Here is a 23,878-nt window from a genome sequence, read left to right as displayed (position 1 = left end):
GGCTAGCGACGGAACGGGTTGGGGAACCGCTCCTTGGGCTTGTCGACGTAGTTGCCGCCGCCGACGGCCGCGATGCGCGTGCCCGAGATGCGGAGCGGGTTCAGGAGCAGCGGCCGGAGCAGCGCTTTGGCCTTCTCGTCGAGCGGCTGCAGGAACGCCTCGACCTTCTTCGCCGCGTCCGAGAGCTGCTCGCTCAGGTTGATCATGTCGTTCGACGTGGGCGGCGCTGGGATGTCCTGCATGACCCGCCGCAGCTCCGTGAGGCTGTCGAGGTACTTCTGCAGCGGCGTGTCCGTGATCGGCTGACCCGGGCGCGTGTTCTCGGGCGGAACGCCGAACGAGATGAGGCCGGAGAACGAGGGCGGCACGGTGCTCGGACGCTCGCCCATCTTCGTCACGTCGACGTTCGTGGTGATGCGCAGGCCGCCGGTCTTCTGCGAGAACTGCTGCTGGAGCTTCGTGTTGAACATCTTGTTCAACTCGTCCTTGTTCACGCTCGGACCGTCGCCCTTCTTGTACTTCTTCCACTGCGTGTGGTCCTCGACCGCGCGCAGGATCTGCAGGTACGGGTAGGGCGTGTTGAGCAGGATGTTGTAGAGATCGAGCGCCTCTTTCACGGTCGACGGCGGGGCGATCGTGATGTCGGCGAGGAAGTCGCTCCACTGCTCGATGTAGCGCTGGTCGTAGTCCTCGGAGAGGCGCTTCAGGTTCGTCGGGATCTTGTCGAGCGCCTCGTCGGGCCCGAGCGGCGCCACCCATTGCTCGCTGAGCAGGAGCGCCTCCGCGTTCGCGACGTTGAGGACCACGATGTAGTGGCCCTTGTCCGTGTAGGGACCCTCGACCTCCTTGTAGCGTTTGTCCTTCTGGTACCGCGCGCTCTGGATGTACTTCGTCGCGTTCGGACGATCGACGAAGAGGTCGGCAAGGCTGAGCGGCGGGTACTTGCGGTTCTCTTTGCGATCGTCGCCGGCCTCGTCGTACCGCTCGTCGTTCAGGCTGTTGACGAAGAGCTCGTAGTAACGGTCCTGGACCGGGACGGACTGGAGCGTCTTGCGAACGCTGTCGACGAGGTCCTTGTCCGCGGGCAGCGGCAAGACCTTCTTCTCTTTGACGAGCTCCAGGTAGTACCGCACGTGCTTCGCGAGCCGCTCTTTGAGCTCGTACTCCGGCATCGTGCTGTTCGTGGCCTTCAGGATCTCGGCCCAGAGGCCCGTGAGGCGGCCCGTCTCCCAGTCGACGTCGAGGTTCGCGACGTCGCTCATCATGAGGTACGTCTTCAGGTCCGTGCGCTCGCGCAGGTACTGTTTGCCCTTCGCGGCCTTGAGGCGCGCTTCGAGCTTCGTCTTGCAGGGCAGCACGAAGCCGGTCTGCAGGAGCGCGACGTACGCGGTGACCGTGGGGCGGTAGATCTCCTCGCCGCGGTACATGCCCCAGCCGTAGCCGAGGGGCAGGTTGGCGCGGAAGTCGTCGAGCTCTTTCAGGCGATTGAAGACGGGGTCGAGCTGCTCGAGCTTCGGGCCTGGTTCGCCCTCGCCCCAGTTGATCTTCATCGCGTTCTCCACGCGCTCCTGCGTGGTGAACATGAGCTCGCGGTTCGCGGCGAAGGAGCGGATGCTTGGGATCGAGAGGATCAATCCGAGCGTGAAGGCGGCGGCGCTGACCGCGATGCGCATGATCTTCTGCCGCTTGATCTCGGCCGCGCTGCGCGAGGCGACGTCGCCGTCGGGGAAGACGACGTTCATGAAGACGTCGTGCAGGAAGTAGCTCTTCGACTCGGTGACCTGCTGCGCCGCGGTCTCCGGCGGGCGGATGCCCATCGCGTGGCCCATGCGCGCGAGCACGCGATCGAGCGGGCGTCCTTCCTGCGTGCCGCTCGTGAAGTAGAAGCCGCGCAGGAGCGGCGTGCCCTGGAAGGCGTTCACCGCGAAGATCGTCTGCACGAGCTCGGTGAGGTTGCGCTTGATGCCCGCGAACTCGAGCGGGAACTGGTAGATGCGCTCGCGGGCCTCGCGGTTTCGCTCCTGCGCAAGGCGCTTCAGCGAGCGGGCGTGGATCTTCTGGACGAGCGTGTCGAACTCGCGCTCGAAGACCTGCTGCGGGTTCGACTTGTTCTCGGCGAGCTTGATCGTGGCGCCCCAGGCCTGCGCGCGATCACTCTTGCGGATGTCGCCGAAGAACTCGATGAAGCCGGCGATGAGGTCGCACTTCGTGAAGAGCACGTAGACGGGCACGACCATCTGGAGCTGGGTCATGACCTCGTCGATACGGGCGCGTAGCTTCTTGCCGGTCGACTCGATCTGCTGCTCGGAGGCGTCGATGAGCTCCGCGATGTTGATGGCCACGAGCACGCCGTTGATCGGCTTGCGACTGCGGTACTTCTTCAGCATCTGGAGGAACGAGATCCACTCGTCGTGGTCGTCGCCCTCCGTCGTGTAGCGACCCGCGGTGTCGAGCAGGATCGCCTCGTTCGTGAACCACCAGTCGCAGTTACGGGTGCCGCCGACGCCGCGCACGCCGCCGCCACGCGGATCGGCGAAGGGGAAGACGAGGCCGGAGTGCTTCAGCGCGGTCGTCTTGCCGGCGCCCGGAGGGCCGATGATCACGTACCAGGGCAGCGAGTAGAGCGCGGCCGCTCCGCCCTTCTTGTTTTTGCCGAGCTTCGAGGTCTTGAGGGCGTTGATGCCGCCCTGGACCTGCTTCTGGAGCTCCTGGATCTCGGCGCGACGCTCGGGCCGCGCGTTGAGCGCCTGCTGCGCGCCTTGCTGCGCGATGGCGCGCTCGAGCGCGGAGGCGGCGCGGCTTGCCCGGATCCGGTTCCAGAGGAGCCGCACGATCGAGGCGAGCACGATGAGCACCGTGCCGACGATCGGGAGCCAGAGCGGCAGCTTGAGGATGTACCAGAGCGCCCAGACGATAAGCGCGAGGAGCGCAGAAAGAACCCACCACACGGTGAAGCGACATTATCACGAGGCGCCTCCCTCGCTCCGCATCCTTCGGATCGAGCCCGCCGCGCCGCGTCGCCTGTGGTTTTCGAGAGCAAGACGCGTGTTCAGGAGTAGTCGTCGGGCTCGAGGTGCGCGTCGGCTTCCATGCCCGCGGCCATGCGGCAGGCGCGGAGGGCCTCGACGATGATCTCGACGACTTCCAGGTGCGTCGACGGGGCGTGGTACTCCGCGTCGGAGACGGGCGGGAGCAAGGCGAGGCGCTCGGCGACGGCCGCTCGGTCGTCCTCGTCGAGCTCGAGAAGCGCAGGGCCGAGGTCATCCGTGGGATCCGGGACGACCGCTTCCTCGGGCGCCTTCTCGCTCTCCGCAGCGGCCTCCGTGCCCTCGTTTTCGTCTTCGTCGTCCTCGTCGTCCTCCTCGTCCTTGCGCTCGCGGATCGGAGACGTGTCGCGTGGGGGCGTGGGGGGTAGATCGAGCGCGCGCGTGGCGAGCTCGATCGGGCGGAGGATCAGATAGACGGGCTCGAGCTCGACGCGCCACGAGCGAGGATCGTGCTCGTCTTCGAGGCGCCAGAAGCCTTGGAATTGGCGGCGCGCGACCTCGCCGAGGTAGGCGCCGATCGCTTGCGCGAGGAGCGGGCGCGCCTCCTTGCGATCACGCGTGTCTTCGCGTGCTTTCTCGATGTAGTGATCGAGCACGGGCAAGGTCTCGGGCTCGAAGTCGAGCTTGAAGCCGAGGGCTCGCTCGACGAATCGCACGCACGAGTCCGCGAGGTCCTGGACCGCGCGCGGCGGCGGCTTGATGGGCGTGTTCGAACGTTCGTTCGCGCCCTGCGTGGTCGCCGATGGGATCGCGTGACCGTTGGTTTTGCCGTTGCTTTTCCCGTTCGTCCCTGTCACGCGAGCCTTCCTTCCATCTTTTCGGCGCGGGATCCACGAGCGCTCGCTTCGCGCTCGCGAGGCGCGAGAACACGCTGGATCTTGGTGTTCGTTCTCTAACGATGGGCAACGTTTTTAGCGACGAAACCCTTTGAAAAAGGCTGATCCGAAGCAAAAATTTTTTGTGCGAAAATACTACCGTAACGGTAGGTGCCTCATGCTACCCTCCGGTCCTCACGCACATGCGGATTGGAGTCTTCAGCGACACGCATGCCAACTACGAGGCGCTCAGTGCTGTGCTGGAGGCGTACCGGCGCGAGCGCATCGATGTCTACTACTGTCTGGGCGACACGGTAGGCTATGGCGGATCCCCAAACGAGTGCGCCGATCTGGTCCGGAAGATCGCCAAAAAAACGATCCTCGGGAATCACGACGCGGCCGTCGCCGGACGAATGGATTACTCGTATTACTACGAGGCCGCTCGTCAGGCGCTCGATACGCACGCGTCGATGCTCTCGGCCGAGAACGCCGCCTGGCTCAAGAACCTGCCGTACCAGGAGAAGTTGACGGACATCGGCGTCGACCTCTGCCACGGCTCACCGGTTCGCCTCGAGGAGTTCGAGTACATCTTCGCCCCGGAGCAAGCACGCGAGTGCCTGCCGATGTACGCCGAGCTCGGGCATCTGACCCTCATCGGCCACTCGCACCTCTGCAAGGTCTTCGCGCTGACGCCGACGACCGTGGAAGAGCTGCCCGCGGTCGACTTCACCCTCGAAGCCAACAAGAAGTACATCGTGAGCGTCGGATCGGTCGGCCAGCCGCGCGACTACGACAACCGCGCGAGCTACACGATCTACGACAGCGACGCGAAACGCTTCGAGTTCAAACGAGTCGAGTACGACATCGAGACCGCCGCAGAAAAGGTGCTGCGGGCGAAGCTCGAGCGAAACTTCGCGCATCGGTTGTACATCGGCGTTTAGGAAAACGCCGATGTACCGGTAGGGGGCTCCGGTCGGCTCGCGAAGCGAGCCTTCCTCTGCCCCCTACACCCCCGCGGGTTCGAGCTGAGGCGTTTGCTCCCCGCGGGTTTGATTGAGGCGCTGGGCTTGATCAGCGGCGGCGCGCGCGGGCGCGCAGGATGAGCGTGATCGAGTCGCGGGTTGGGGGCGAGCGGTCGAAGTCGCCCCACGCGTCGAGGATCTCGAAGCCGTTGTAGTGCAGGAGCGCTTCGAGCTCGCGCGGGTAGAACTGCCGGTGCGCGAGCGGCGTCATCCAGGAGTCTTCGCCGGAGACCGGTGAGAACTCCATCGCGACGAACAGGATCTGGCGGATCTTGTCGTAGTCGAAGCGCTCCGTGTACCGGACGGGCATACCCTTGCCATCGGGCGTCGGGTAGTTGAAGCGCGGCGTCGCATAAGCACGGCCAGGATCCCGCGCGAGCTCTTCGGGCTCGGGGATCGAGACGTCGAAGACGAGCTCGCCGCGCGGCGCAAGGTGCGCACGTACGCGCGCGAGGAAGCGCTCGACGTCGACCCGCGTGTAGAGGTGCAGGAAGGCGTTGAAGGGGCAAATGACGAGCGGGAAGCGCCGTCCGAGCCGGACCGCGCGCATGTCGCCGCGCTTCGTCGTGACCCGCGCCCGGACGTCCGCAGGCTCGTCGCGAAGGCGGGCGCGGAGGTCCGCGAGCATGTCGGCGGAGAGATCGACACCCGTGACGTCGAGTCCGAGCCGCGCGATCGGGAGCGTGATGCGGCCGTTGCCGCAGCCGTACTCGAGCACGGGGCCGCCGCGCTCCGCGGCGTAGTCCGCGTAGAAGCGGACGTCGTCCAGCCGGGAGCGGTACGTCTTGGTGTAGTAGGCGGGGTCTTCGTAATGAGCCGAGGTGCCAGCCTCGAGCTCGAGATCACGCCGGGCACGCGTGCGCGTGCGCTCGGAGCGTTTGCTCGGGGGAGAAGACATGTCCGGGGCTGCCCGGCGACGCGATCAGCGGTCGAGGGCGTGCTGGTGGCGGAGCCACTCGTACACGACTTCCGAGGAGTTCCGGTGGAAGTGCACCTTGCCAGCCGCGATCTCGCGCAAGCTTGTCACAGCGGGCTTGTTCCTCGTCTTCAGCAAAGGCTCGGCGCCCTTCATGAGCTGCCGGGTGCGGTTCGAGGCCAGGACGACGAGGGCGAAGCGGTTCTCTTCACGCTCGAGGCAATCTTCGACGGTGACGCGTGCCATAGGTGGGACTCGGGAGGTTAGCCGTCCTCGGACAAAGGCGCAACTTGCGTTCCCACACGGCCGTCCGTCGGGAACGCTTCGCTCACGCCTCGACGACGGTGCCGATGTTTTCGCCTTTGCAGACGCGCAGGATGTTCCCGCGCGTCGTCAACTTGAAGACGCGGATGGGGAGCTTGTTCTCGCGGCAAAGCGTGACGGCGGTCGAATCCATCACGCCGATGCGGTCGACGAGGAAGCGGTCGTAGGAGAGCTTCGTGAACATCTGCGCGTCCTCGTGGCGCGCCGGATCACGGTCGTAGATGCCCTCGACCTTCGTGGCCTTGAAGAGCGCCTGCGCCTGGATCTCCATGGCCCGGAGCGCCGCCGCGGTGTCCGTCGAGAAGAACGGATTGCCCGTGCCGGCCGCGAAGATGACGACGCTGCCCTTCTCGAGGTGTCGCATCGCGCGGCGCCGGATGTACGGCTCGGCGACCTGGCGAATCTCGATCGCCGTCATCACGCGCGTCGGGACGCCGTGTTTTTCGAGCGCGTCCTGAAGCGCGAGCGAGTTGATGACCGTCGCGAGCATGCCCATGTAGTCGCTCTGGGAGCGATCCATGCCGGCGCTCGCGCCCTTCAGGCCGCGGAAGATGTTGCCGCCGCCGACGACGATCCCGATCTGCACGCCGAGTGAGGAGAGTTCCGCGATCTCGGCGGCGACGCGCTGGAGCGTGTCGGGGTGAATGCCGAAGTTGCCCTCGCCGCACAGGGCCTCGCCGCTGATCTTGAGGACGATGCGGCGGTACTTGAGGCCAGGAGCCGGGCTCGGCGGAGGAGGAAGGGTCGAGTCGTCGCGGTCTTTTCGGGTCGCGTCGCGGGTCACGCGGGGTCTCGTAGCCCCGGTTCGCCTCGTCCGCAACGCGTCGTTCGGCAAAAGGCCGGAGAAGCGGCAAGGTGCCGCGCGCAAACCTCGCAGAACCGCCCCCCAACCGCGTCAGAGAAGTGCTAGACCGGCCGCTCGATGCTGGTGAGGCGCGCGCAATCGTCCCTGTTCGTCGCGGCAATCGTCGCGCTCTCCGCGGGCTGCAACGACAAGGCCGTGGCGCCACCCGCACCGGACGCCGCAGCGCCCGCAGCAGGGCTCTCGCAAGAGCAGGCCGCGCGGACGCTCGCGAAGGTCGGTGAGCGGGTGATCACGCTCGGCGACTTCGCCGCGACGCTCGAGCGGATGGATCAATTCGACAGGCTCCGCTACCAGACGAAGGAGCGTCGAAAAGAGCTGCTCGACGAGATCATCGACGTGGAGCTGCTCGCCGCCGAGGCGCGGCGCCGCGGGCTCGACAAGCAGCCCGAGACGGAAGAGGCGATCCGACAGATCCTGCGCGACGCAATCCTCGCCGACGCGCGCAAAGGCCTGCCCGCGCCGGGCGAGATTCCCGCGTCCGAGGTGCGCGCGTACTACGAGGCGCACGCGGAGGAGTTCCGCGAGCCGGAGCGGCGTCGCGTCGCAGCGATCGTGCTGTCCGACAAGAAGACGGCGGAGCGCGTGGTGAAGGACGCGACGAAGATCAAGACCGCGGCCGAGTGGGGCGAGCTTTTCCACAAGCACTCGGTGACGGCGCCGAAGACGAAGGATCCGAGTGCGTCGCTCGATCTCGCGGGGGATCTCGGCGTGGTCGGCGCGCCCGACGATCCGCGCGGCAAGAACCCGAAGATCCCCGAGTCGATCCGCGCGGCGGTGTTCAAGATCGGCAGCGTGGGGTCGGTGCTCGACGAGATCGTGGAGGCCGACGGTCGGTTTTACGTGGTGCGGATGAACGGCATCACGGCGGGGCACAACCGGACCTTGCAGGAGGCGGATCGATCGATTCGCGTAAAACTTCTGCAGCAGAAGATGCAGGAGCGCGAGAAGGCGCTCGAAGCGGAGCTGCGAAAGAAGTTCGCCGTGGAGATCGACGACGCGGCGCTCGCGAAGGTGAAGCTGCCCGAGGGCGTGAAGCCGTTTGAGGGCAAAGATCCGGGGCCGTGGGTGCTGCCCGGATACACGCCGCCCGGGCAAGAGGCGGCCGACGGCGGCGCGGGCGACGCGGGTTCGCAATAGGGTTCGGAACGACGAACCTCAGCGTGGGCTGCGGCGCGGCAGATCGTGCGCGACGCGGAAGCCGAGGTGCGTCGCGCGGGTGAGCGCGAAGAAGCGCGTGCGCGCGGCGCTGCGGGTGTACTCGGGCGTCGTGGACCAGCCGCCCGAGCGAATGACGCGCCACTCGGAGGCGTCGCGCACCGCGCCGGCCACGGGCTCGGGCTCGGCGCTCGTCTCGGACCACGTGCGCTCGCCGTGCACGTCGCCGACCCACTCGCGCACGCCGCCGGCCATGTCGCGCGCGCCGTACGGAGATTCGTCGAGCGGGAAGGTGCCGACGGGCTCGGGCTGCGGGAGGTAAGGGCGCGAGGCGCGCATGAGGCAGAAGGTGGGATCAAAAGGATCTCCCCAGGGGTGGATGCGGCCGTCGGTGCCGCGCGCCGCCTTCTCCCATTCGAGCTCCGTGGGCAAACGGATCTCGAAGCCCTCGTGTTCGGTGTGGAACGCGCAATAGGCAGCGGCGTCGAACCAGTCGACGAGCAGGACGGGCACGTCGAGAAGGTGCCCTTCTTCGTGCGGGAACTGCCTGCGCGCTTCGCCTTCGATCAGGCCGGGGACGGGCTCCCACTGGCCGTGCTTGCCGCGGCGCACGACGTAGCCTTCGGTGCCGCGGAAGTCGCGCGGGGCGCGCATGAGCGCGAGCGCGTGCGAGCGTTCCTCGATGCGGTCGAGGAAGTCGCAGTACTGCCGAAAGGTGACGGGGAAGCGCGAGATCGCGAAGTCGGCGACGACGGGCTCGGCGCGGGCGAGCGCGTCGGGCGCGTCGTCGTCGCCGCCCGCGATGAACGAGCCGCCGGGGATGTAGACGAAGCCCTCGCCGATCTCCTCCTCGGTGTAGAGGTTGACCGTAGCCTCGTGGCGCTCGCCGCGGCGGAGCAGGACGGGATAACGCACGTCGCGAAAGCCGGGGCGGCGAAGCACGAGCAGGTAGCTGCCCGGCGAGAGGCGGACCTCGGCGACGGGCGTGCGGCCGAGGTAGCGCTCTTCGCTCGCCACGAGGACACGATCCTTTTCGACGTAGCGATAGGCGAGCACGCGCGCGCCCGGAGGGTTCGTCTCGATCGCGAGGCACGCGTCGGAGCGGAGGAGCGCGGCGTAGCTGCCGACGTCGAACTCGGAGACGAGGGCCTCGTAATAGATGCGGCTCGCGTGGCGGCGCTCGGCATCGGCGGCGACGGCGCGGGCCCAGTAGAGATCGGCGAGGCCCGAGCGCGCCTCTTCGAGCTCGGGGTCGTATGCGAGCGCCTTCGTGTAGAGGTCGATCGCCTCGGCCATGGCGCGCGCCTGCTCGCGCTCGACGGCGGCGGCGCGATCTTCGAGGGCCCACGCGGGGCGCTTGCGGTCGATGGGATCGTAGCTCTTCACGTCGGCGCGCAGGCGTCGCGCCTCCGCGTCGAGCTGCGCGCGTTCGAGGCGCAAGGCCTTGTCGCGCTGGGCCGGCTCGCGCGCGAGCTCGCTGAGCGATCGCGCCTCGGCGCGGCGACGATCCCGCTCCTTCGCGCCTTCGAGGAAGGCCTCGGCGCCGCCCGCGACGGCCGCGGCGCACGAGGGCCGTCTCGCGGGATCCTTCGAGAGCATGGCGAGGCAGAGGTCTTCGAGCACGAGCGGGCAGCTCGGGGAGACGGCGCGCGGCGGTTTCGGATCCCGCGTCTGCGTCGCGAGGATCACGCCGAGCACGGTGGGCGCGTCGAACGGGTGTTCGCCCGTGAGCATCTCGTAGAGCACCACGCCGAGCGCGAAGAGATCGGCGCGGTGATCGATCTTCGCGCGCTCGCCGCGGATCTGCTCGGGGGCGATGTAGCCCGGGGTCCCGGACAAACCGCTCGGATAACCGATGAAGAAGGGGTCGTCGTCGGGGAGCGAGAGCGGCGAGGTGGGCTCGATGCCCGTGAGCATGCGCGCGTTGCCCCAGTCGCTCAGGTACACCTCGCCCTCGTCGCCGAGCAGGATGTTCTCCGGCTTGATGTCGCGGTGCACGACGCCGCGGCGGTGCGCGTAGGCGAGAGCGCGCGAGATCTGGACGAACGCGGAGACGAGGCGCGCGAGCGGCCACTTCGGGTGGAGGTCGGGCTGCGTGAGCACGTCGTGCAGGCTCTGCTGCTTGACGATGCGCATCGTGTAGTAGGGCCGGCGGTCGGGCAGGCGGCCGACGTCGTACACGGGGACGATGTTGGGGTGCTCGAGCTGCGCGGCGACGCGCGCCTCGTGGAGGAAGAGCTCGATGTTGTCGTGTGGATCGTCGCTGTCGTTCTTGCGCGTCTTCAGCGCGACGAGGCGGCTCGCGGCGCGGTCCTCGGCGGCGTAGACGATGCCCGTGCCGCCGCTGCCGAGGCGCTCGACGATGCGGTAGCGCGCGCCTCCGTCGGGGAGCGATGGAGCGAAGGGCTCCGTCTCCTCGAACGAGGGTGCATCACCTGTGGCGTTCGGCAGGGCCGACGCGCCGGCCTCGCAGGTCGGGGCGGGCTTCATGCGTTGTGTGCCCGAGGCGAGCGCGGCCCCCCTCTCTTCGTTTCCGTCGCTCTTCTCGTCACCGCGCAGGCGCGGGCTCGCTCGGGCCAGGAAATCGTACTTGGCGGCGAGCCCAGCGCAACGCCCGTTCGGTCGTCCTGTGGCGGGGGGAGGCGGCGCGCGCGCGCCCATGGTAGGGGCCCTCCCGCGATGTCCGAACAACAGAGCTCCCGCGCGAAAGACGCGATCGAACGACTCGACGACATGAACCGCCGCGCCCTCGAGGGGGGCGGCGCGGCCCGAATCGCAAAGCAACACGAGGCTGGCAAGCTCACCGCGCGCGAACGCGTCGAGCTCTTGCTCGACCCTGGCTCCTTCGTCGAGATCGACCGGTTCGTCGTGCACCGTTGCAACGACTTCGACATGGAGAAGACGAAGATCCTCGGCGACGGCGTGGTGACCGGCTGGGGGCTCGTCGACGGCCGCAAGGTCTGTGTGTTCGCGCAGGACTTCACGGTGATCGGGGGATCGCTCTCGGGAGCCTACGCGCAGAAGATCTGCAAGGTGATGGATCTCGCGATGAAGATCGGGGCGCCCGTCATCGGGCTCAACGACTCCGGCGGGGCGCGGATCCAGGAGGGCGTCGAGTCGCTCGCGGGCTACGCGGACATCTTCCTGCGCAACACGCTGGCGAGCGGCGTCGTGCCGCAGATCAGCGCCATCATGGGCCCGTGCGCGGGCGGCGCCGTGTACTCGCCGGCGATCACGGACTTCATCGTGATGGTCGAGGGGACGAGCTACATGTTCATCACGGGCCCCGAGGTCATCAAGACGGTGACGAACGAGGACGTGACCAAGGAGGACCTCGGCGGCGCCTCGGCGCACGCGGCGAAGAGCGGCGTCTGCCACCTGACGGCGCCCGACGATCGCGCCGCGCTCGCGCGCGTGCGGGAGCTGCTCTCCTTTTTGCCCTCCAACAATACCGAGGATCCGCCGCGCCGGCCCTCGACCGATCCCACGGATCGCGAGGTGCCGGAGCTCGACACCATGGTGCCGACGGAATCTTCGAAGCCGTACGACATCAAGAACGTCGTCCGCGCGGTCGTCGACGACGGCTACCTCTACGAGGTGCACGAGCGGTACGCGCAGAACATCGTGTGCGGCTTCGCGCGCGTCGGTGGCCGGACCGTGGGCGTCGTGGCGAACCAGCCGAACGTGCTCGCGGGCTGCCTCGACATCCGCGCGAGCATCAAGGGCGCGCGTTTCGTGCGGTTCTGCGACTGCTTCAACATCCCACTCGTCACGTTCGTCGACGTGCCCGGCTTCCTGCCCGGCACCGACCAGGAGTACGGCGGCATCATCACGCACGGCGCGAAGCTGCTCTACGCGTTCGCGGAAGCGACGGTCCCGAAGATCACGGTGATCACGCGCAAGGCCTACGGCGGCGCGTACGACGTGATGGCCTCGAAGCACATCCGCGCGGACTACAACCTCGCCTTCCCGACGGCGGAGATCGCGGTCATGGGACCCGACGGCGCGGTGAACATCGTCTACCGCAAGGAGATCCAGTCGGCGTCGGATCCGGCGGCGGCGCGCGCGCGGTTCGTCGAGGAGTACAAGGCGAAGTTCGCGAACCCGTACAAGGCCGCGGAGCTCGGCTTCATCGACGAGGTGATCCACCCGAGGACGCTCCGCATGCGCCTCGATCGCGCGCTCGAGCTTCTCCGGGACAAGCGGGACAAGAACCCGCCGAAGAAACACGGCAACATTCCGCTGTAGGCTGTCCCGAGGGAGACGCCTCGCGTCCCCCACTCGTCCGGGCAAAGCCCGGCCGATTCACCCCCTAGAGCGAGCTCGCTTCGCGATCTCGTTGCCTTGCCGATACGTCGCGTGTACGGACGCGTTTGTCCTCGTCCTCTCGTCCTTTTTTCGAGGCCGGGGGCGTACATCCTTGGAGGTTTCCGATGAAGTGGACGTTCGCGGCGGTGATCGTGTCGCTCGGGGCGCTCGTGGCGTGCAGCAGCGACGGCAGCAGCGGCAACGGTGGTGGTGGCGGCGAGGGCGGTGACGACTGGGGCGGCAACGGCGGCAGCGGCGGCAAGACCACGTCGGCGGCCTCTGCCTCGGGCGGCAGCGGCGGCACAGGTGGCGCGGGCGGCAGCGGCGGCGCCGGCGGCGGCGGTTCGACCTGCGACAACACCGGCAACTGCAACGGTTGCCAGCAGTGTGCCCAGACGAACGGCGGTCCTTGCGTGGACGAGGCCCAGGCGTTCCAGATGTCCCCGAACTCGCAGACGTTCTACAGCTGCATCACGCCTTGCACGATGCTGCCCGCGAACGAGCAGCAGACGTGCGCCCAGACCTGCTGCATGGCCAACCAGGCCGCGTGCATGTCGTACGGCACTTTCGTGAACTGTGTCCTTTGCGATACGTGTTACGCGGATTGCAACGGCGCCGGTCAGGGCTGCCCCGCGCCCTGAGGTTCCACGCAGCAGGCGGCCATGCCCCACCGTGACATAATCTGTCCGATGTAAGGCGATGTCGCCCTTTCGCGGTGAACCGCACCGAAGTACGCTGATCCGTTGCACTTATGGCGCAACGGATCGGCATTTTCGGGGCGGCGCTCGTGTTCCTTCTGGCCTGCGCGGACGCTGACCAATCGGGGGGGTTTTTCGAAGGGAACCAGGGGGGCGGTGGCATGGGGACCACGGTCTCCGGCAGCGTCGGTAGCGGCGGCGAGGCCGACGCGGGCGCCGACGCCTCGACCAAGCCCCCCGAGAACTGCGACGAGCTCGCCTCGTGCGGCGATTACAGCCGTGGCTGCACGGGCTGCGCGGTGAAGGGCCCGTGCGTCGTGGCCTACGAGGGCTGCTTCGGCGACAAATCCTGTGTCGAATTCAACATGTGCATGGCCGGCTGCGAGGACGACGTCGCCTGCCAGAACGGCTGCGCCATGGAAAATCCCCTCGGCGCCGAGCGGTACAACGCGCTCGTGACCTGCATCCTCTGCGACTCCTGCCCGACCTCGTGCGCCGACTCCGCGAGCCTCTGCCCCTAGGATCGACCCCGGCAGCGCGGCTGGAACCTTCCCGCTTTCCTGCACTTCCGCGGTTCGGCCGGCCCGACCCGAGCCGCCCTTGGTCGCGCCGCCGGGGGCACCGGTGAAGCGCGGGTCCGTCGCGAAGGACGATCCCTGAACGAAAGGCGAGCCAATCGGCTTCATGGCCCGGGCTTGTCGTGGTAACCCTTCGCTCGCGGCGCGGTAAGGGCGCTCCAGTGGCATGGGTAAGAATCTCCTCGTCATCAACGTCGACATCCGCGAGACGCGCGTCGCCCTCATCGAAAACGGGATCATCGCCGAGCTGCACATCGAGCGAGATGCGCAGAAGGGGACCCTCGGGAACATCTACCTCGGCAGGGTCAGCCGTGTTCTTCCGGGCATGCAGGCCGCGTTCATCGACATCGGGCTCGAACGCGCGGCCTTCCTGCACGTCGAGGACCTGATCCGGCCGGACGATTTCGACGCGTACCTCGCAGGTCGGCACACGCACGGCACGTCGCACGAAGAAGAAGAAAGGCCGGCGCACGCTCCGCCCGAGATCACGGCGCACGTGCCCGAAGAGCCGGTGCGCACCGAGCGCGACGTGTCGATCTCGCTGCCGACCGCACTCGACGTGATGGCCGAGCCGAGCGGCGAAGAGGTCTACGAAGAGGGCGAGGAAGAGCCGGCATCCGAGGCGCAGAGCACCGAGGGGCCAACCTCGGACGAACCGGCCTCGGAGGAGCTCGCCGCGGAGGAAGCTCTCGCAGACGAGGCGCGTGCCGAGGAAGAGGCGGACGACACGACGGAGTCGGAAGACGAAGGCGACGTCGAGGCTGTCGAAGCCGTCGAGGCGACCGAAGCGAGCGCGGAGCCCGAGGAGCAAGAGGACGCAGCGCAGGCCGAGGAAGGCGCGGAGGCGCAGGCGGCCGAGGTGAAGGTCGAGGGCGCAGCCAGCGAGGCGGCCGAGACCTCGCCGACGGAACCGCGCGGCGGGCGCTCACGGCGTGGTCGTGGGCAACGTGGTCGTGTGCGTCGGTCCGGACGAACCCGCGATCGTCGGCCGGAGGCCGCAGCTGCTGCGGTGGTGGTGGCGGTGAAGGAAGCGCCCAAGGAGGCCGCACGCGAGACGTCGCGGACGCCGAAGGAAGGGCGCAGCCGCGACCGCGGCGAGAAGGGACGCGGTCGGGATGGAGGTCGCGGAGGTCGTGATCGCGGGGGCGATCGTACGACCACGAAGCGAGCGCACGGCGGCCACCACGAGCCGATGCGCGTCTCGAAGACGACGCCGATCCGCGAGGTGATCCGCGAGGGCCAGGAGGTCCTCGTGCAGGTCTCGAAGGAGCCGATCGGGACGAAGGGCGCGCGCGTGACGAGCCACGTGTCGCTGCCGGGCCGGTACGTCGTGTACCTGCCGACGGTCGATCACGTGGGCATCTCGAAGCGCATCGGCTCGGAGAAGGAGCGCTCGCGGCTGCGCGAGGCGATCGAGTCGATGAAGCCGCCGCAGGGCGGGCTCATCGTGCGCACGGTGGCCGAGGGCCTGACGAAGAAGCAGCTCAAGTCGGACGTCGGCTACCTCGTGCGGCTCTGGGGCGAGGTCGTGAAGAAGCGCGAGAGCGTGGTGCGGGGGCCGGCGTGCCTCTACACGGAGCTCGATCTCGTGCTGAAGACGGCGCGGGATCTCTTCACGGACGACATCGAGAAGATCGTGATCGACAGCCGCGAGGAGTACGTGCGGCTGAAGCGCTTCATGGAGATGTTCATGCCGGAGCGCGTGGACGCCGTGGAGCTCTACGAGGGCGAGGAGCCGATCTTCGACGCGTACGGCATCGAGGACGAGATCCAGCGCGCCCTGTCGCGCAAGGTCCCGCTGCCCTCGGGCGGCCACCTGATCATCGATCAGGCCGAGGCGCTCACGGCGATCGACGTGAACACCGGAAAGTTTGTGGGCAAAGGATCGCGCGATCTCGAAGAGACGATCCTCACGACGAACCTGGAGGCGGTCGAGGAGATCGCTTACCAGCTCCGGTTCCGGAACATCGGCGGCCTGATCATCCTCGACCTCATCGACATGGAGCGCGCGGGCAACCGCGAGAAGGTGCGCAAGCGCCTGGAGGAGCTCCTGTCGAAGGACAAGGCCAAGACCACGTTCAACCGGATCTCGGAGCTCGGCCTCATCGAGATGACCCGCAAGCGCACGCGGGAAAGCCTCGGGCGCATCATGCTCGAGCCGTGCTTCTACTGCGACGGCACCGGGCAGCTCCAGTCGAAGCAGAGCATCGCGTACGAGATCTTGCGGCAGATCCGCCGCGAGCGCCTGAACCTCCCGGGGTACGTGGTCATCGTCAACGCGCACCCGGCGATCGTCGATCTTTTGAAGAACGACGAGCGTGTCGCCGTGCAAGAGGCCGAGCGCCTGTTCACGCGCCGGATCGAGCTCGTCCCCCGCAAGGAATACCACCTCGAACAGTTCGACCTGCTCGGCAGATGAGGTGACGCATGAACGAGAGCGACCGTCCTCCTGTTGACCACGGCCCGCGCAAGGACGAGCGCGTCACGATCAACAAGGAGTTCGAGAGCTACGACTCGTTCATCAACGAGTACGTGTCGAACATCTCCCGCACGGGCGTGTTCGTCCGCTCGAAGACCCCGCTCGAGGTCGGCACCAAGGTCAACCTGCGCTTCACCGTGATCATGGACGACATCGAGACGATCGAGGGCATCGGCGAGGTGGTGCGCATCCACGACGACCCGCCCGGCATGGGCGTCGTGTTCACCGAGCTCGACGAAGAGTCGAAGCGGATCGTCGACCGTCTGCTCGCCGCGCAGGCAAACAAAGAGTAAGCCCTCGGATCGAACCGAAGCGGATGTTCACGGGCCTCGTCGAGACCATCGGGATCCTCCGGCAAAGGGCCGGCAGCCCCGTCGCGCGCGCGTTCATCGAATGCTCGCTCGGGCCGCTCGAGCTCGGCGAGTCGATCAGCGTGAACGGCGCATGCCTCACGGTCGATCGCATCCGGCCGAGCGGGTTCGAGTGCGACATGTCCTCCGAGACGCTCGATCGGACGACGCTCGGCGCACTTGCCGTAGGCGCGCGGGTGCACCTCGAACGAGCGATGAAGCTCGGCGGGCGGATGGGCGGGCACATGGTGCTCGGGCACGTGGACGGCATCGGGCGCGTGAGCGAGCGGGCGCCGAGCGGAGACGCGACGAGGCTCGTGGTCGAGACCGACGGCGGGCTGGCGCCGTACCTCGCGGACAAGGGCTCGGTCGCGATCGATGGCGTGAGCCTGACGATCAACCGGGTGACGGATCAGGGGCAGGGGCGCTCGTCACGTGTCCTGTTCGAGGTCATGCTCGTGCCGCACACGCTCGGGCGGACGAACCTCGGCGATCTTCGACCGGGGCAGGCCGTGAATCTTGAAGTCGATGTGCTCGCGCGCTACGTGGCGCGGCAGCTTTCGATCGCGAGCGGAGTGCGCGCTACGCCTTCATCGGAAGAGGCGCCGGGGTGGGGAGGAGAGGTCGCAGAGAACGATGAGCACCACCACCACGAATCCAGGGACGAACGCCTCCTCGCGAAGCTCCGATCGGGGGGATTCCTTTGACGAGCTCGCGGCGGGGCGCGCGGGCGAAAAGGGCGGGGGCACCATGCCGCATCGACTGACGATCGACTCTGCCGTCCTCGGCCGCGTGAACCGCGCGCTCGACGAGATTCGGAGCGGCCGGATGGTGATCCTCGTCGACGACGAGGACCGCGAGAACGAGGGCGACCTCTGCATGGCCGCCGAGCGCGTGTCGCCAGAGGCGATCAACTTCATGGCCAAGCACGGCCGCGGCCTCATCTGCCTCACGCTCGAAGAGGAGCAGGTCGAGCGGCTGGAGCTGCCGATGATGAGCGCGCCGGGGCGCGGCGGTCCGCCCCTCGGGACGGCGTTCACGGTGAGCATCGAAGCGCGCACGGGCGTGACCACGGGCATCAGCGCGGCCGATCGCGCGAGGACGATCCAGGTCGCGATTCAGCCGGACGCGCGGCCCACGGACCTCGTCACGCCGGGGCACGTGTTTCCTCTGCGCGCGCGGCGCGGCGGCGTGCTGGTTCGGACGGGACAAACCGAGGGTTCGGTGGATCTCGCGCGGCTCGCGGGCCTGCGGGCCGCGGGCGTGATCTGCGAGATCATGAACGACGACGGCACGATGGCGCGGATGCCGGACCTCGAGCGGTTCGCCGCGCACCACGAGCTCGTGATCCTGTCGGTGGCGGATCTCATCCAGTACCGGCTGCAGACCGAGCGGCTCGTGCGTCGCGTGTCGGAGCGGCAGATCCGGCTCGATCTGACGGGCACGACGTGGACGGCGGCGGTCTACGAGATCATCGGTGAGGCGCGGCAGTTCCTCGCGCTCGTGAAGGGCACGGTGGACGGCGCGAAGCCCACGCTCTGCCGCGTGCATTCGGGCGCGCTCGTGGCCGACCTCTTCAGCTCGACGCCGTTCGAGGGTGGGTCGAACCTGCGCGAGGCGATCTCGCTGATCGAGAAGGCGGGCGAGGGCGTGGTGCTCTACATCCCGCCGCGGCTCGATCTCGCGGCCGAGCTCGAAGCGAAGGGCCGCACGACGCAGGAGACGCGCGCGCCGCAGCAGGCGCTGCGGGAGTTCGGGCTCGGCGCGCAGGTGCTCGCGGACCTCGGCTGCCAGAAGCTCCGACTCCTGACGAACAGCCAGACGAAGATCGCAGGGCTCGACGGGTTCGGGCTCGAGGTGGTCGAGCGCGTGCCGCTCGTGTCCATGCAGGGCGAGGCTTGAGGAAAGTAGGATGAGCACCAACGGAGAGCGCGGCGCTCCGCGCACGGTCGAGGGCCACCTGGTCGTCCCGTCGGGGGCGAAGTTCGCCCTCGTCGTGAGCCGGTTCAATCACTTCATCGTCGACAGGCTGGTCGATGGCGCGCTCGACGCGATCGCGCGGCACGGCGGTTCGATCTCGGACGTGACGATCGTGCGCGTGCCCGGCGCGTGGGAGATCCCCGTCGTGGTCCGCAGGCTCGCGGAGAAGCGCAGCGTGAGCGCGGTCGTGGCGCTCGGCGCGGTGATCCGCGGCTCGACGCCGCACTTCGACTACGTGGCGTCCGAGGTGACGAAGGGGATCGCGCAGGTCTCCTTGCAGACGGGCGTGCCCGTGACGTTTGGCGTCCTGACGACCGACACGATCGAGCAGGCGGTCGAGCGAGCCGGGACAAAAGCAGGCAACAAGGGCTGGGAGGCCGCCGTGAGCGCGATCGAGATGGTCTCGCTCGCCTCGGCCCTCGACGGCGCCGGGCTTTGACAGAAAGCTCTCGAGACCATGGGCGCTCGGTCGACGGGCCGCGAGGCCGCGCTGCAAATGTTGTTCGCGCTGGAGCAGGGCACGAGCTCCGCTGAGCGCGTGATCATGCACTACTGGCGTTTGACGCCCGGCGATCCGGAAGGCCGGCAGTACGCCGACCAGATCGTGCGAGGCGTCGAGAAGGACCTCACGAAGGTCGACGATACGATTCGCAAGGCGAGCGTGAACTGGCGGCTCGAGCGGATGGCGCGGGTCGATCGGAACGTGCTGCGCCTCGGCGCGTGGGAGCTCATCAACGGTGGGGACGTGCCGCGCGCGGTCATCCTCGACGAGGCGGTCGAGCTCGCCAAGCGCTTCGGCAGCGAGGACTCGTCGGCGTTCGTGAACGGTGTGCTCGATCGGATCGCCGAGGATCTCGGGCGCATCGATCGTGATCGCGCCGCTGCAAGCAAGCAGGCCGATCCCAACAAGGGCGCGGGCAAGCGCGACGGCGGCGGAGGCGGCGGAGGAAACCGGCCCGCTAAGCGCGGAGCCAGACGACCGTGACGCCGTCGCCGCCCTCGCGAGGTTCGCCGGGGCGGAGGCGGGAGACGTAGGGGCTCTGGCGCATCGCGTCCCGCACGGCGTCGCGCAGGGCCCCCTTGCCGTGGCCGTGGATCAGGAAAGCCACGCGGCGGCCCGCGCCGACGGAGCGATCGAGGAACTGCTCGGCCATGCCGACGGCCTCGTGCGCGCGGAGGCCGCGGAGATCGACGGTGTTTTCGCTCGTCTGGATGGGGATGTCGGGATCGGCGGCCGCGTCGAGATCGACGCGCTTTTTGCCGCCGCCCGCGCGGGTTTTCTCGGACGAACCCCCGTCGGCGGCGCGTACCTCGGCGACCGAGGTGGTGAGCTTGAGCGGACCGGCGGCGACACGGAGCTGGCCGCCCGCGAGGACCTCGACGACGTCGGCTTCGGCCCGCAGGCGCGGGACGTAGACGCGCGTGCCCACGCGAATCTCGGCCGGCGCGACGGTTCCGCGGGACAAACCTTCGTCACGCCCAGCGGGTTCGAGCTCGCCGAAGGTGCTCGTCTTCTGGGCGACGGCGTCGATCGCGCGGGCCGCGGCGCGCAGATCCTCGGCCGTGGGCTTGGCTCGGAGGCGCACCTGGGCGTCGCGGATGTCCTGCCGCGCCTTGCGGATCGACTCCAAAAGCTCGCGGCCGGCCTCGGTGACGTAGCGGCGCTCCTCGGCGCGGAGGCGCGTGAGCTCCTCGTCGAGCGCGCGTTGCTTGTCGCGTGCGATTCCGGCCTCGCGCTCGGCCGACGTACGCGCGACCTCGAGCGCGTTTCGCTCGGCCTGGAGCTTCGCGACCATGTCCTCGAACCGCACGGCCTCGCGCGAGAGGAAGCGATCGGCGCGTTCGAGCACGGTGCCCGGGATGCCGAAGCGTCGCGCCACGGCGAGCGCGCTCGACGCGCCGGGGATGCCCATCGAGAGTCGGAACGTCGGGCTCATCGTGGCGATGTCGAAGCCGACGGAGGCATTTTCGAAGCGCGGATCGGCGAGCGCGAGCGCCTTGAGGCCCTCGTAGTGGGTCGTCGTCGCGACGGTGCCGCCGCGCGCGCAGAGCGAGTCGAGCACTGCGGATGCGAGTGCCTCGCCCTCGCGCGGATCCGTGCCGCCCGCGAGTTCGTCGAGCAGTACCAGCGCGCCGGGCCGCGTGTCCGCGAGGATGTGCGCGAGGTTCTGCACGTGCGCGCTGAATGTGGAGAGGTTCTTGTGCAGGCTCTGATCGTCGCCGACGTCCGTGAGCACGACCTCGAAGACGTCGACACGCGAGCCTTCTTCGGCCGGCACGGGCAGGCCCGCGCGGACGCAGAGCGCGGCGAGGCCGAGCGTCTTCAGCGCGACCGTCTTGCCGCCCGCGTTCGGGCCCGAGACGATCATCGCGTGGCCTGCCGTGATCCCGAGGTCGCTCGGAACAACGGAGACGCCGTCGAGCGCGAGCAGCGGATGGCGTGCGCCCACGAGCCGGATCGTCCCGACGGATTCGGCCTCTGGCACCTCGGGGAACGTGAAGCGTAGATCCTTCGCGAGGCGCGCGGACGCGGCGCGCACGTCCGCATGTGCGAGGGCGAAGACGGCGGCCGCGACCGAATCGATCTCGCCGCCGATCTTCGCGCTGAGCGCCGCGTAGACGAGTTCCTCCTCGTGCTGCACGAGGGCCTCGAGCATCTTCAGGCGGTTGCCCATGTCGACGACGACACGCGGCTCGACGAAGAGCGTCGCGCCGCTCCCGCTCGTCGCATGCACGATCCCCGGGAACCGCTCGTGCGCGTCGGCGCGCACGGGCAGCACGTACCGTCCGTCGCGCTCCGTGTAGTACGTGTCCTGCAGGATGTCCGCGTGCTTGCGCATGATCTCGTCGAGCTTGCGGACGAGGCGTTCCCGCAGGTTCCGTCGTTCGCCGCGGAGCTCCGCGAGGCGCGGCGAAGCGCGATCGGAGAGCGTGCCGTCGGGATCGAACGCGGAGCTCACCTCGCGCTCGAGCGCGTCGAGGCCCGGATCGGTCGAGCAGGCGCGGAAGAGCAGCGGCAGCCGCGCCTTGCGCGCCGCGAGGAAACGACGCAGCCGGCCGGCCTCCGCGAGGCAACGGCCCACCGCGCGAAGCTCCTCGTTCGCCAAGGTCGCGCCGATGCGCGCGCGATCGAGCGCGGCCTCGACCCAGGGCACGTCGGGCGCGGGCAAGGGTTCGGCCGTGCGGTCGAGGTCGACGGCTTCCTGCACTTCGCCGAGCGCGACCCGTACGCCCTCGTGCGTCGAGGCGAACGGGAGATCGCGGGCGATGCGCTTGCCCGCCTCGCTCGCCGCGCGATCGGCGAGCGCCGCGAGCAGCCGATCCCATTCGAGATCGGCGCGCGTTTTGTCGGGACAGGGGTGGGCGAGGGTCCGGGCTTCGGTGCTTTCCATTCAGCCTTCGGAGGGATCCCGCGGCGTGCCGCCCGCGCCGCTCGGCATCGGGTTCTGCTCTTTCTCCAGGTACCGGAAGATGGTGCGTGGATCGACGCCGAGGTCGCGTGCGGTCTGCGTGCGGTTCCCGTTGTTGCGTTCCAGCACTTCGAGGACGTACCTGCGCTGGAATTCTTCTTTCGCTTTCTCGAGCGGCAAGATGGCGGTCTCCGCGCCGGGACCGAGATCGAGGTCCTCGGGGCCGAGCAGCGTCTTGTCGCAGAGCACGAGCGCCTTTTTGATGCGGTTTTCGAGCTGCCGGATGTTCCCGGGCCAGCCGTATTTCTTGATCGCCGCGAGCGCCGCGGGGCTGTAGCCGCGCACCGAGCTCCCGAGCTCGTCCGCGTACTTCGAGAGCAGCGCCTTCGCGATGATGAGCACGTCGTCACCGCGCTCGCGCAGGGGCGGGAGCCACAGGTTCACGACGTTGAGCCGGTAGTAGAGGTCCTCGCGGAAGTGGCTCACGCGGATCTCCTCTTCGAGGTTCCGGTTCGTCGCGGCGACGATGCGGATGTCGACCTTCTCCGGCTTCGAGTCGCCGACGCGGAAGACGACACGCTCCTGCAGCGCGCGAAGCAGTTTGACCTGCAAGTTCAGCGGCAGCTCGCCGATCTCGTCGAGGAAGAGCGTGCCTTTGTCCGCGACCTGGAACTTGCCGGGCCGGCTCGCGATGGCGCCGGTGAACGCGCCCTTCACGTGGCCGAAGAGCTCGCTCTCGATGAGGTTCTCCGGGATCGCGCCGCAGTTGATTGTGACGAACGGCCCGTTCTCGCGGTTCGAACGCCTGTGGATCTCGCGCGCGATGAGCTCCTTGCCCGTCCCGGTCTCACCCGTGATGAGCACGCTGATGTCCGTCGCCGCCACCTTCGTGAGCTTGCGGAAGACCTCGAGCATGCTCGGACACGCGCCGATGATCTCGCCGAACTTCTTGTCCTTGAGCTCCGCCTCGAGCTTCGCCTTGTCGGCCCTGAGCGCGCTGAGGAGCATCGCGTTCTGCAGGATCAGCGACGCTTGCGAGGCGAAGATGCCGAGCAGCTCGAGCTGCGTGCGATCGAAGAGGTGCTTGACCTTGTCGTTGCCGACGTAGAGCGCGCCGATCACCTCGCCCTGCGAGAGCAGCGGCGCGCACATGACGCTGGAGAGCTTCATCGCGATGACGCTCTCGCTGCGGCCGAACTGCGTGTCCGCGAGCGCGTCCGAGACGATGAGCGACCTCCCCGAGGCGAGGACCTGCCGCGCGATGCTGTCCGAGATCGAGCCCTGCGCATCCGTGATCGCCTCGCGCCGCACGTTGCGCGAGGCGCGCACCACGAGCTTGCGCTCCTCGCCCTGGGCCTCGCGACGTGCGCCCTTGCCCGGATCCGCGGCTTCCTCGGCGCCCTCGACGAGCAGGAGGAATCCCTTGTCCGCGTGCGTGAGCTCGATGATGTCGTCGAGCATCGCTTCGAGCAGCTCGTCGACACTGCGCCGGTTGATGAGCTTCTCGCTGAACGCGAAGAGCTTGCGCACGCCCGCGAGCTCGGCCGAGACGCCGGGTGTCTCGCGTTTCTCGCTCGGGTCGTCGTCGTCCTGCCGTGCCTTCGTGGCCTCGGAGAACATCGAGAAGCCGAGCTCGACGCTGCCGAGCGTGACGCGGTCGCCGTGGACGAGACGCGCGCGGCGCTTCTTCTTGCCGTTGATCTGGATGTCGCCGTCACGGTCGAGCTCTTCGAGGACGAAGTCGCGACCGTCGAAGGAGATCTGCGCGTGATGGTCCGCGAGCCCCGTCCCCGCGAGCGCGACGTCGTTTCCGAGCGCCTTGCCGATCGTCGTGACCGGCTTGTGCACGGCATACACCCGAGGCGCCCCGCGGGCGGCGAAGTACTTCAGTGTCGGCATGGGGACCCGGAGGATAGCGCTTTTGCCGCGGG

At 68.2% G+C, this 23,878-nt stretch carries 18 protein-coding genes and 1 pseudogene; 11 read left to right on the top strand and 8 right to left on the bottom strand.

Annotation, left to right across the window (positions count from 1 at the left end; translation table 11 throughout):
- Positions 1 to 2: 2 nt before the first annotated feature.
- Positions 3 to 2,948, bottom strand: coding sequence for a type VI secretion system membrane subunit TssM (gene tssM, locus KEG57_RS01290; protein WP_272418484.1), 2,946 nt, complete (start codon positions 2,946 to 2,948; stop codon positions 3 to 5).
- Between the two features lie 101 nt (positions 2,949 to 3,049).
- A complete protein-coding gene (locus KEG57_RS01285; RefSeq protein WP_272418485.1) occupies positions 3,050 to 3,844 on the bottom strand; it encodes a hypothetical protein in 795 nt (264 codons plus the stop codon).
- Between the two features lie 221 nt (positions 3,845 to 4,065).
- Between KEG57_RS01285 and KEG57_RS01280 the strand changes: the two genes are divergently transcribed.
- Positions 4,066 to 4,803 (top strand): metallophosphoesterase family protein, encoded by a 738-nt coding sequence (locus KEG57_RS01280; protein ID WP_272418486.1) that lies wholly within the window; start codon positions 4,066 to 4,068, stop codon positions 4,801 to 4,803.
- Between the two features lie 130 nt (positions 4,804 to 4,933).
- On the opposite strand, the gene KEG57_RS01275 is transcribed toward KEG57_RS01280, so the two are convergent.
- The 3 genes from KEG57_RS01275 to pyrH all read right to left on the bottom strand — a co-directional run bounded on the left by KEG57_RS01275 (position 4,934) and on the right by pyrH (position 6,908).
- Complete coding sequence (locus KEG57_RS01275; RefSeq protein WP_272418487.1) at positions 4,934 to 5,782, bottom strand: class I SAM-dependent methyltransferase; 849 nt, start codon at positions 5,780 to 5,782, stop codon at positions 4,934 to 4,936.
- A gap of 24 nt (positions 5,783 to 5,806) precedes the next feature.
- Complete coding sequence (gene rpoZ / locus KEG57_RS01270; RefSeq protein ID WP_136930313.1) at positions 5,807 to 6,046, bottom strand: DNA-directed RNA polymerase subunit omega; 240 nt, start codon at positions 6,044 to 6,046, stop codon at positions 5,807 to 5,809.
- 82 nt (positions 6,047 to 6,128) lie between these two features.
- On the bottom strand, positions 6,129 to 6,908 hold the full coding sequence (gene pyrH / locus KEG57_RS01265) for a UMP kinase (RefSeq protein WP_281317878.1): 780 nt from the start codon (positions 6,906 to 6,908) through the stop codon (positions 6,129 to 6,131).
- Positions 6,909 to 7,046: 138 nt separating this feature from the next.
- Here pyrH and KEG57_RS01260 point away from each other — a divergent pair, with 138 nt between their 5' ends.
- Complete coding sequence (locus KEG57_RS01260; protein ID WP_272418488.1) at positions 7,047 to 8,126, top strand: peptidyl-prolyl cis-trans isomerase; 1,080 nt, start codon at positions 7,047 to 7,049, stop codon at positions 8,124 to 8,126.
- A gap of 18 nt (positions 8,127 to 8,144) precedes the next feature.
- On the opposite strand, the gene KEG57_RS01255 is transcribed toward KEG57_RS01260, so the two are convergent.
- Entirely contained in the window at positions 8,145 to 10,805 is a 2,661-nt protein-coding gene (locus KEG57_RS01255; protein ID WP_272458016.1) for a bifunctional serine/threonine-protein kinase/formylglycine-generating enzyme family protein, read from the bottom strand.
- An 18-nt stretch (positions 10,806 to 10,823) separates the two neighbouring features.
- On the opposite strand from KEG57_RS01255, the gene KEG57_RS01250 reads away from it, so the two are divergent.
- The 9 genes and pseudogenes from KEG57_RS01250 to nusB form a co-directional block, all read left to right on the top strand.
- Positions 10,824 to 12,392, top strand: a complete 1,569-nt coding sequence (locus KEG57_RS01250) for an acyl-CoA carboxylase subunit beta (RefSeq protein WP_272418491.1) — start codon at positions 10,824 to 10,826, stop codon at positions 12,390 to 12,392.
- A 185-nt stretch (positions 12,393 to 12,577) separates the two neighbouring features.
- On the top strand, positions 12,578 to 13,093 hold the full coding sequence (locus KEG57_RS01245; protein WP_272418492.1) for a hypothetical protein: 516 nt from the start codon (positions 12,578 to 12,580) through the stop codon (positions 13,091 to 13,093).
- A 110-nt stretch (positions 13,094 to 13,203) separates the two neighbouring features.
- A complete protein-coding gene (locus KEG57_RS01240; RefSeq protein WP_272418494.1) occupies positions 13,204 to 13,671 on the top strand; it encodes a hypothetical protein in 468 nt (155 codons plus the stop codon).
- A gap of 223 nt (positions 13,672 to 13,894) precedes the next feature.
- Positions 13,895 to 16,147, top strand: coding sequence for an Rne/Rng family ribonuclease (locus KEG57_RS01235; RefSeq protein WP_272418495.1), 2,253 nt, complete (start codon positions 13,895 to 13,897; stop codon positions 16,145 to 16,147).
- Positions 16,148 to 16,155: 8 nt separating this feature from the next.
- Positions 16,156 to 16,500, top strand: a complete 345-nt coding sequence (locus KEG57_RS01230; protein WP_272418496.1) for a PilZ domain-containing protein — start codon at positions 16,156 to 16,158, stop codon at positions 16,498 to 16,500.
- A 23-nt stretch (positions 16,501 to 16,523) separates the two neighbouring features.
- A complete protein-coding gene (locus tag KEG57_RS01225) occupies positions 16,524 to 17,264 on the top strand; it encodes a riboflavin synthase (RefSeq protein ID WP_272418497.1) in 741 nt (246 codons plus the stop codon).
- Positions 17,194 to 18,459, top strand: coding sequence for a 3,4-dihydroxy-2-butanone-4-phosphate synthase (gene ribB / locus KEG57_RS01220; RefSeq protein WP_272458015.1), 1,266 nt, complete (start codon positions 17,194 to 17,196; stop codon positions 18,457 to 18,459). Before KEG57_RS01225 ends, ribB begins: the two co-directional genes overlap by 71 nt.
- Positions 18,460 to 18,469: 10 nt before the next feature.
- A complete protein-coding gene (ribH, locus tag KEG57_RS01215; RefSeq protein WP_272458014.1) occupies positions 18,470 to 18,976 on the top strand; it encodes a 6,7-dimethyl-8-ribityllumazine synthase in 507 nt (168 codons plus the stop codon).
- Between the two features lie 18 nt (positions 18,977 to 18,994).
- A pseudogene (gene nusB, locus KEG57_RS01210) lies at positions 18,995 to 19,414 on the top strand (transcription antitermination factor NusB); the annotation flags it as partial.
- Between the two features lie 82 nt (positions 19,415 to 19,496).
- On the opposite strand, the gene KEG57_RS01205 reads toward nusB, so the two are convergent.
- Positions 19,497 to 21,929 (bottom strand): endonuclease MutS2, encoded by a 2,433-nt coding sequence (locus tag KEG57_RS01205; protein ID WP_272458012.1) that lies wholly within the window; start codon positions 21,927 to 21,929, stop codon positions 19,497 to 19,499.
- Complete coding sequence (locus tag KEG57_RS01200; RefSeq protein ID WP_272418501.1) at positions 21,930 to 23,846, bottom strand: sigma 54-interacting transcriptional regulator; 1,917 nt, start codon at positions 23,844 to 23,846, stop codon at positions 21,930 to 21,932.
- Positions 23,847 to 23,878 lie beyond the last annotated feature (32 nt).

Source organism: Polyangium jinanense, assembly GCF_028435365.1.
Note: the sequence above shows the minus strand (reverse complement) of the source record. Positions and strands in the feature narration are given on the sequence as shown.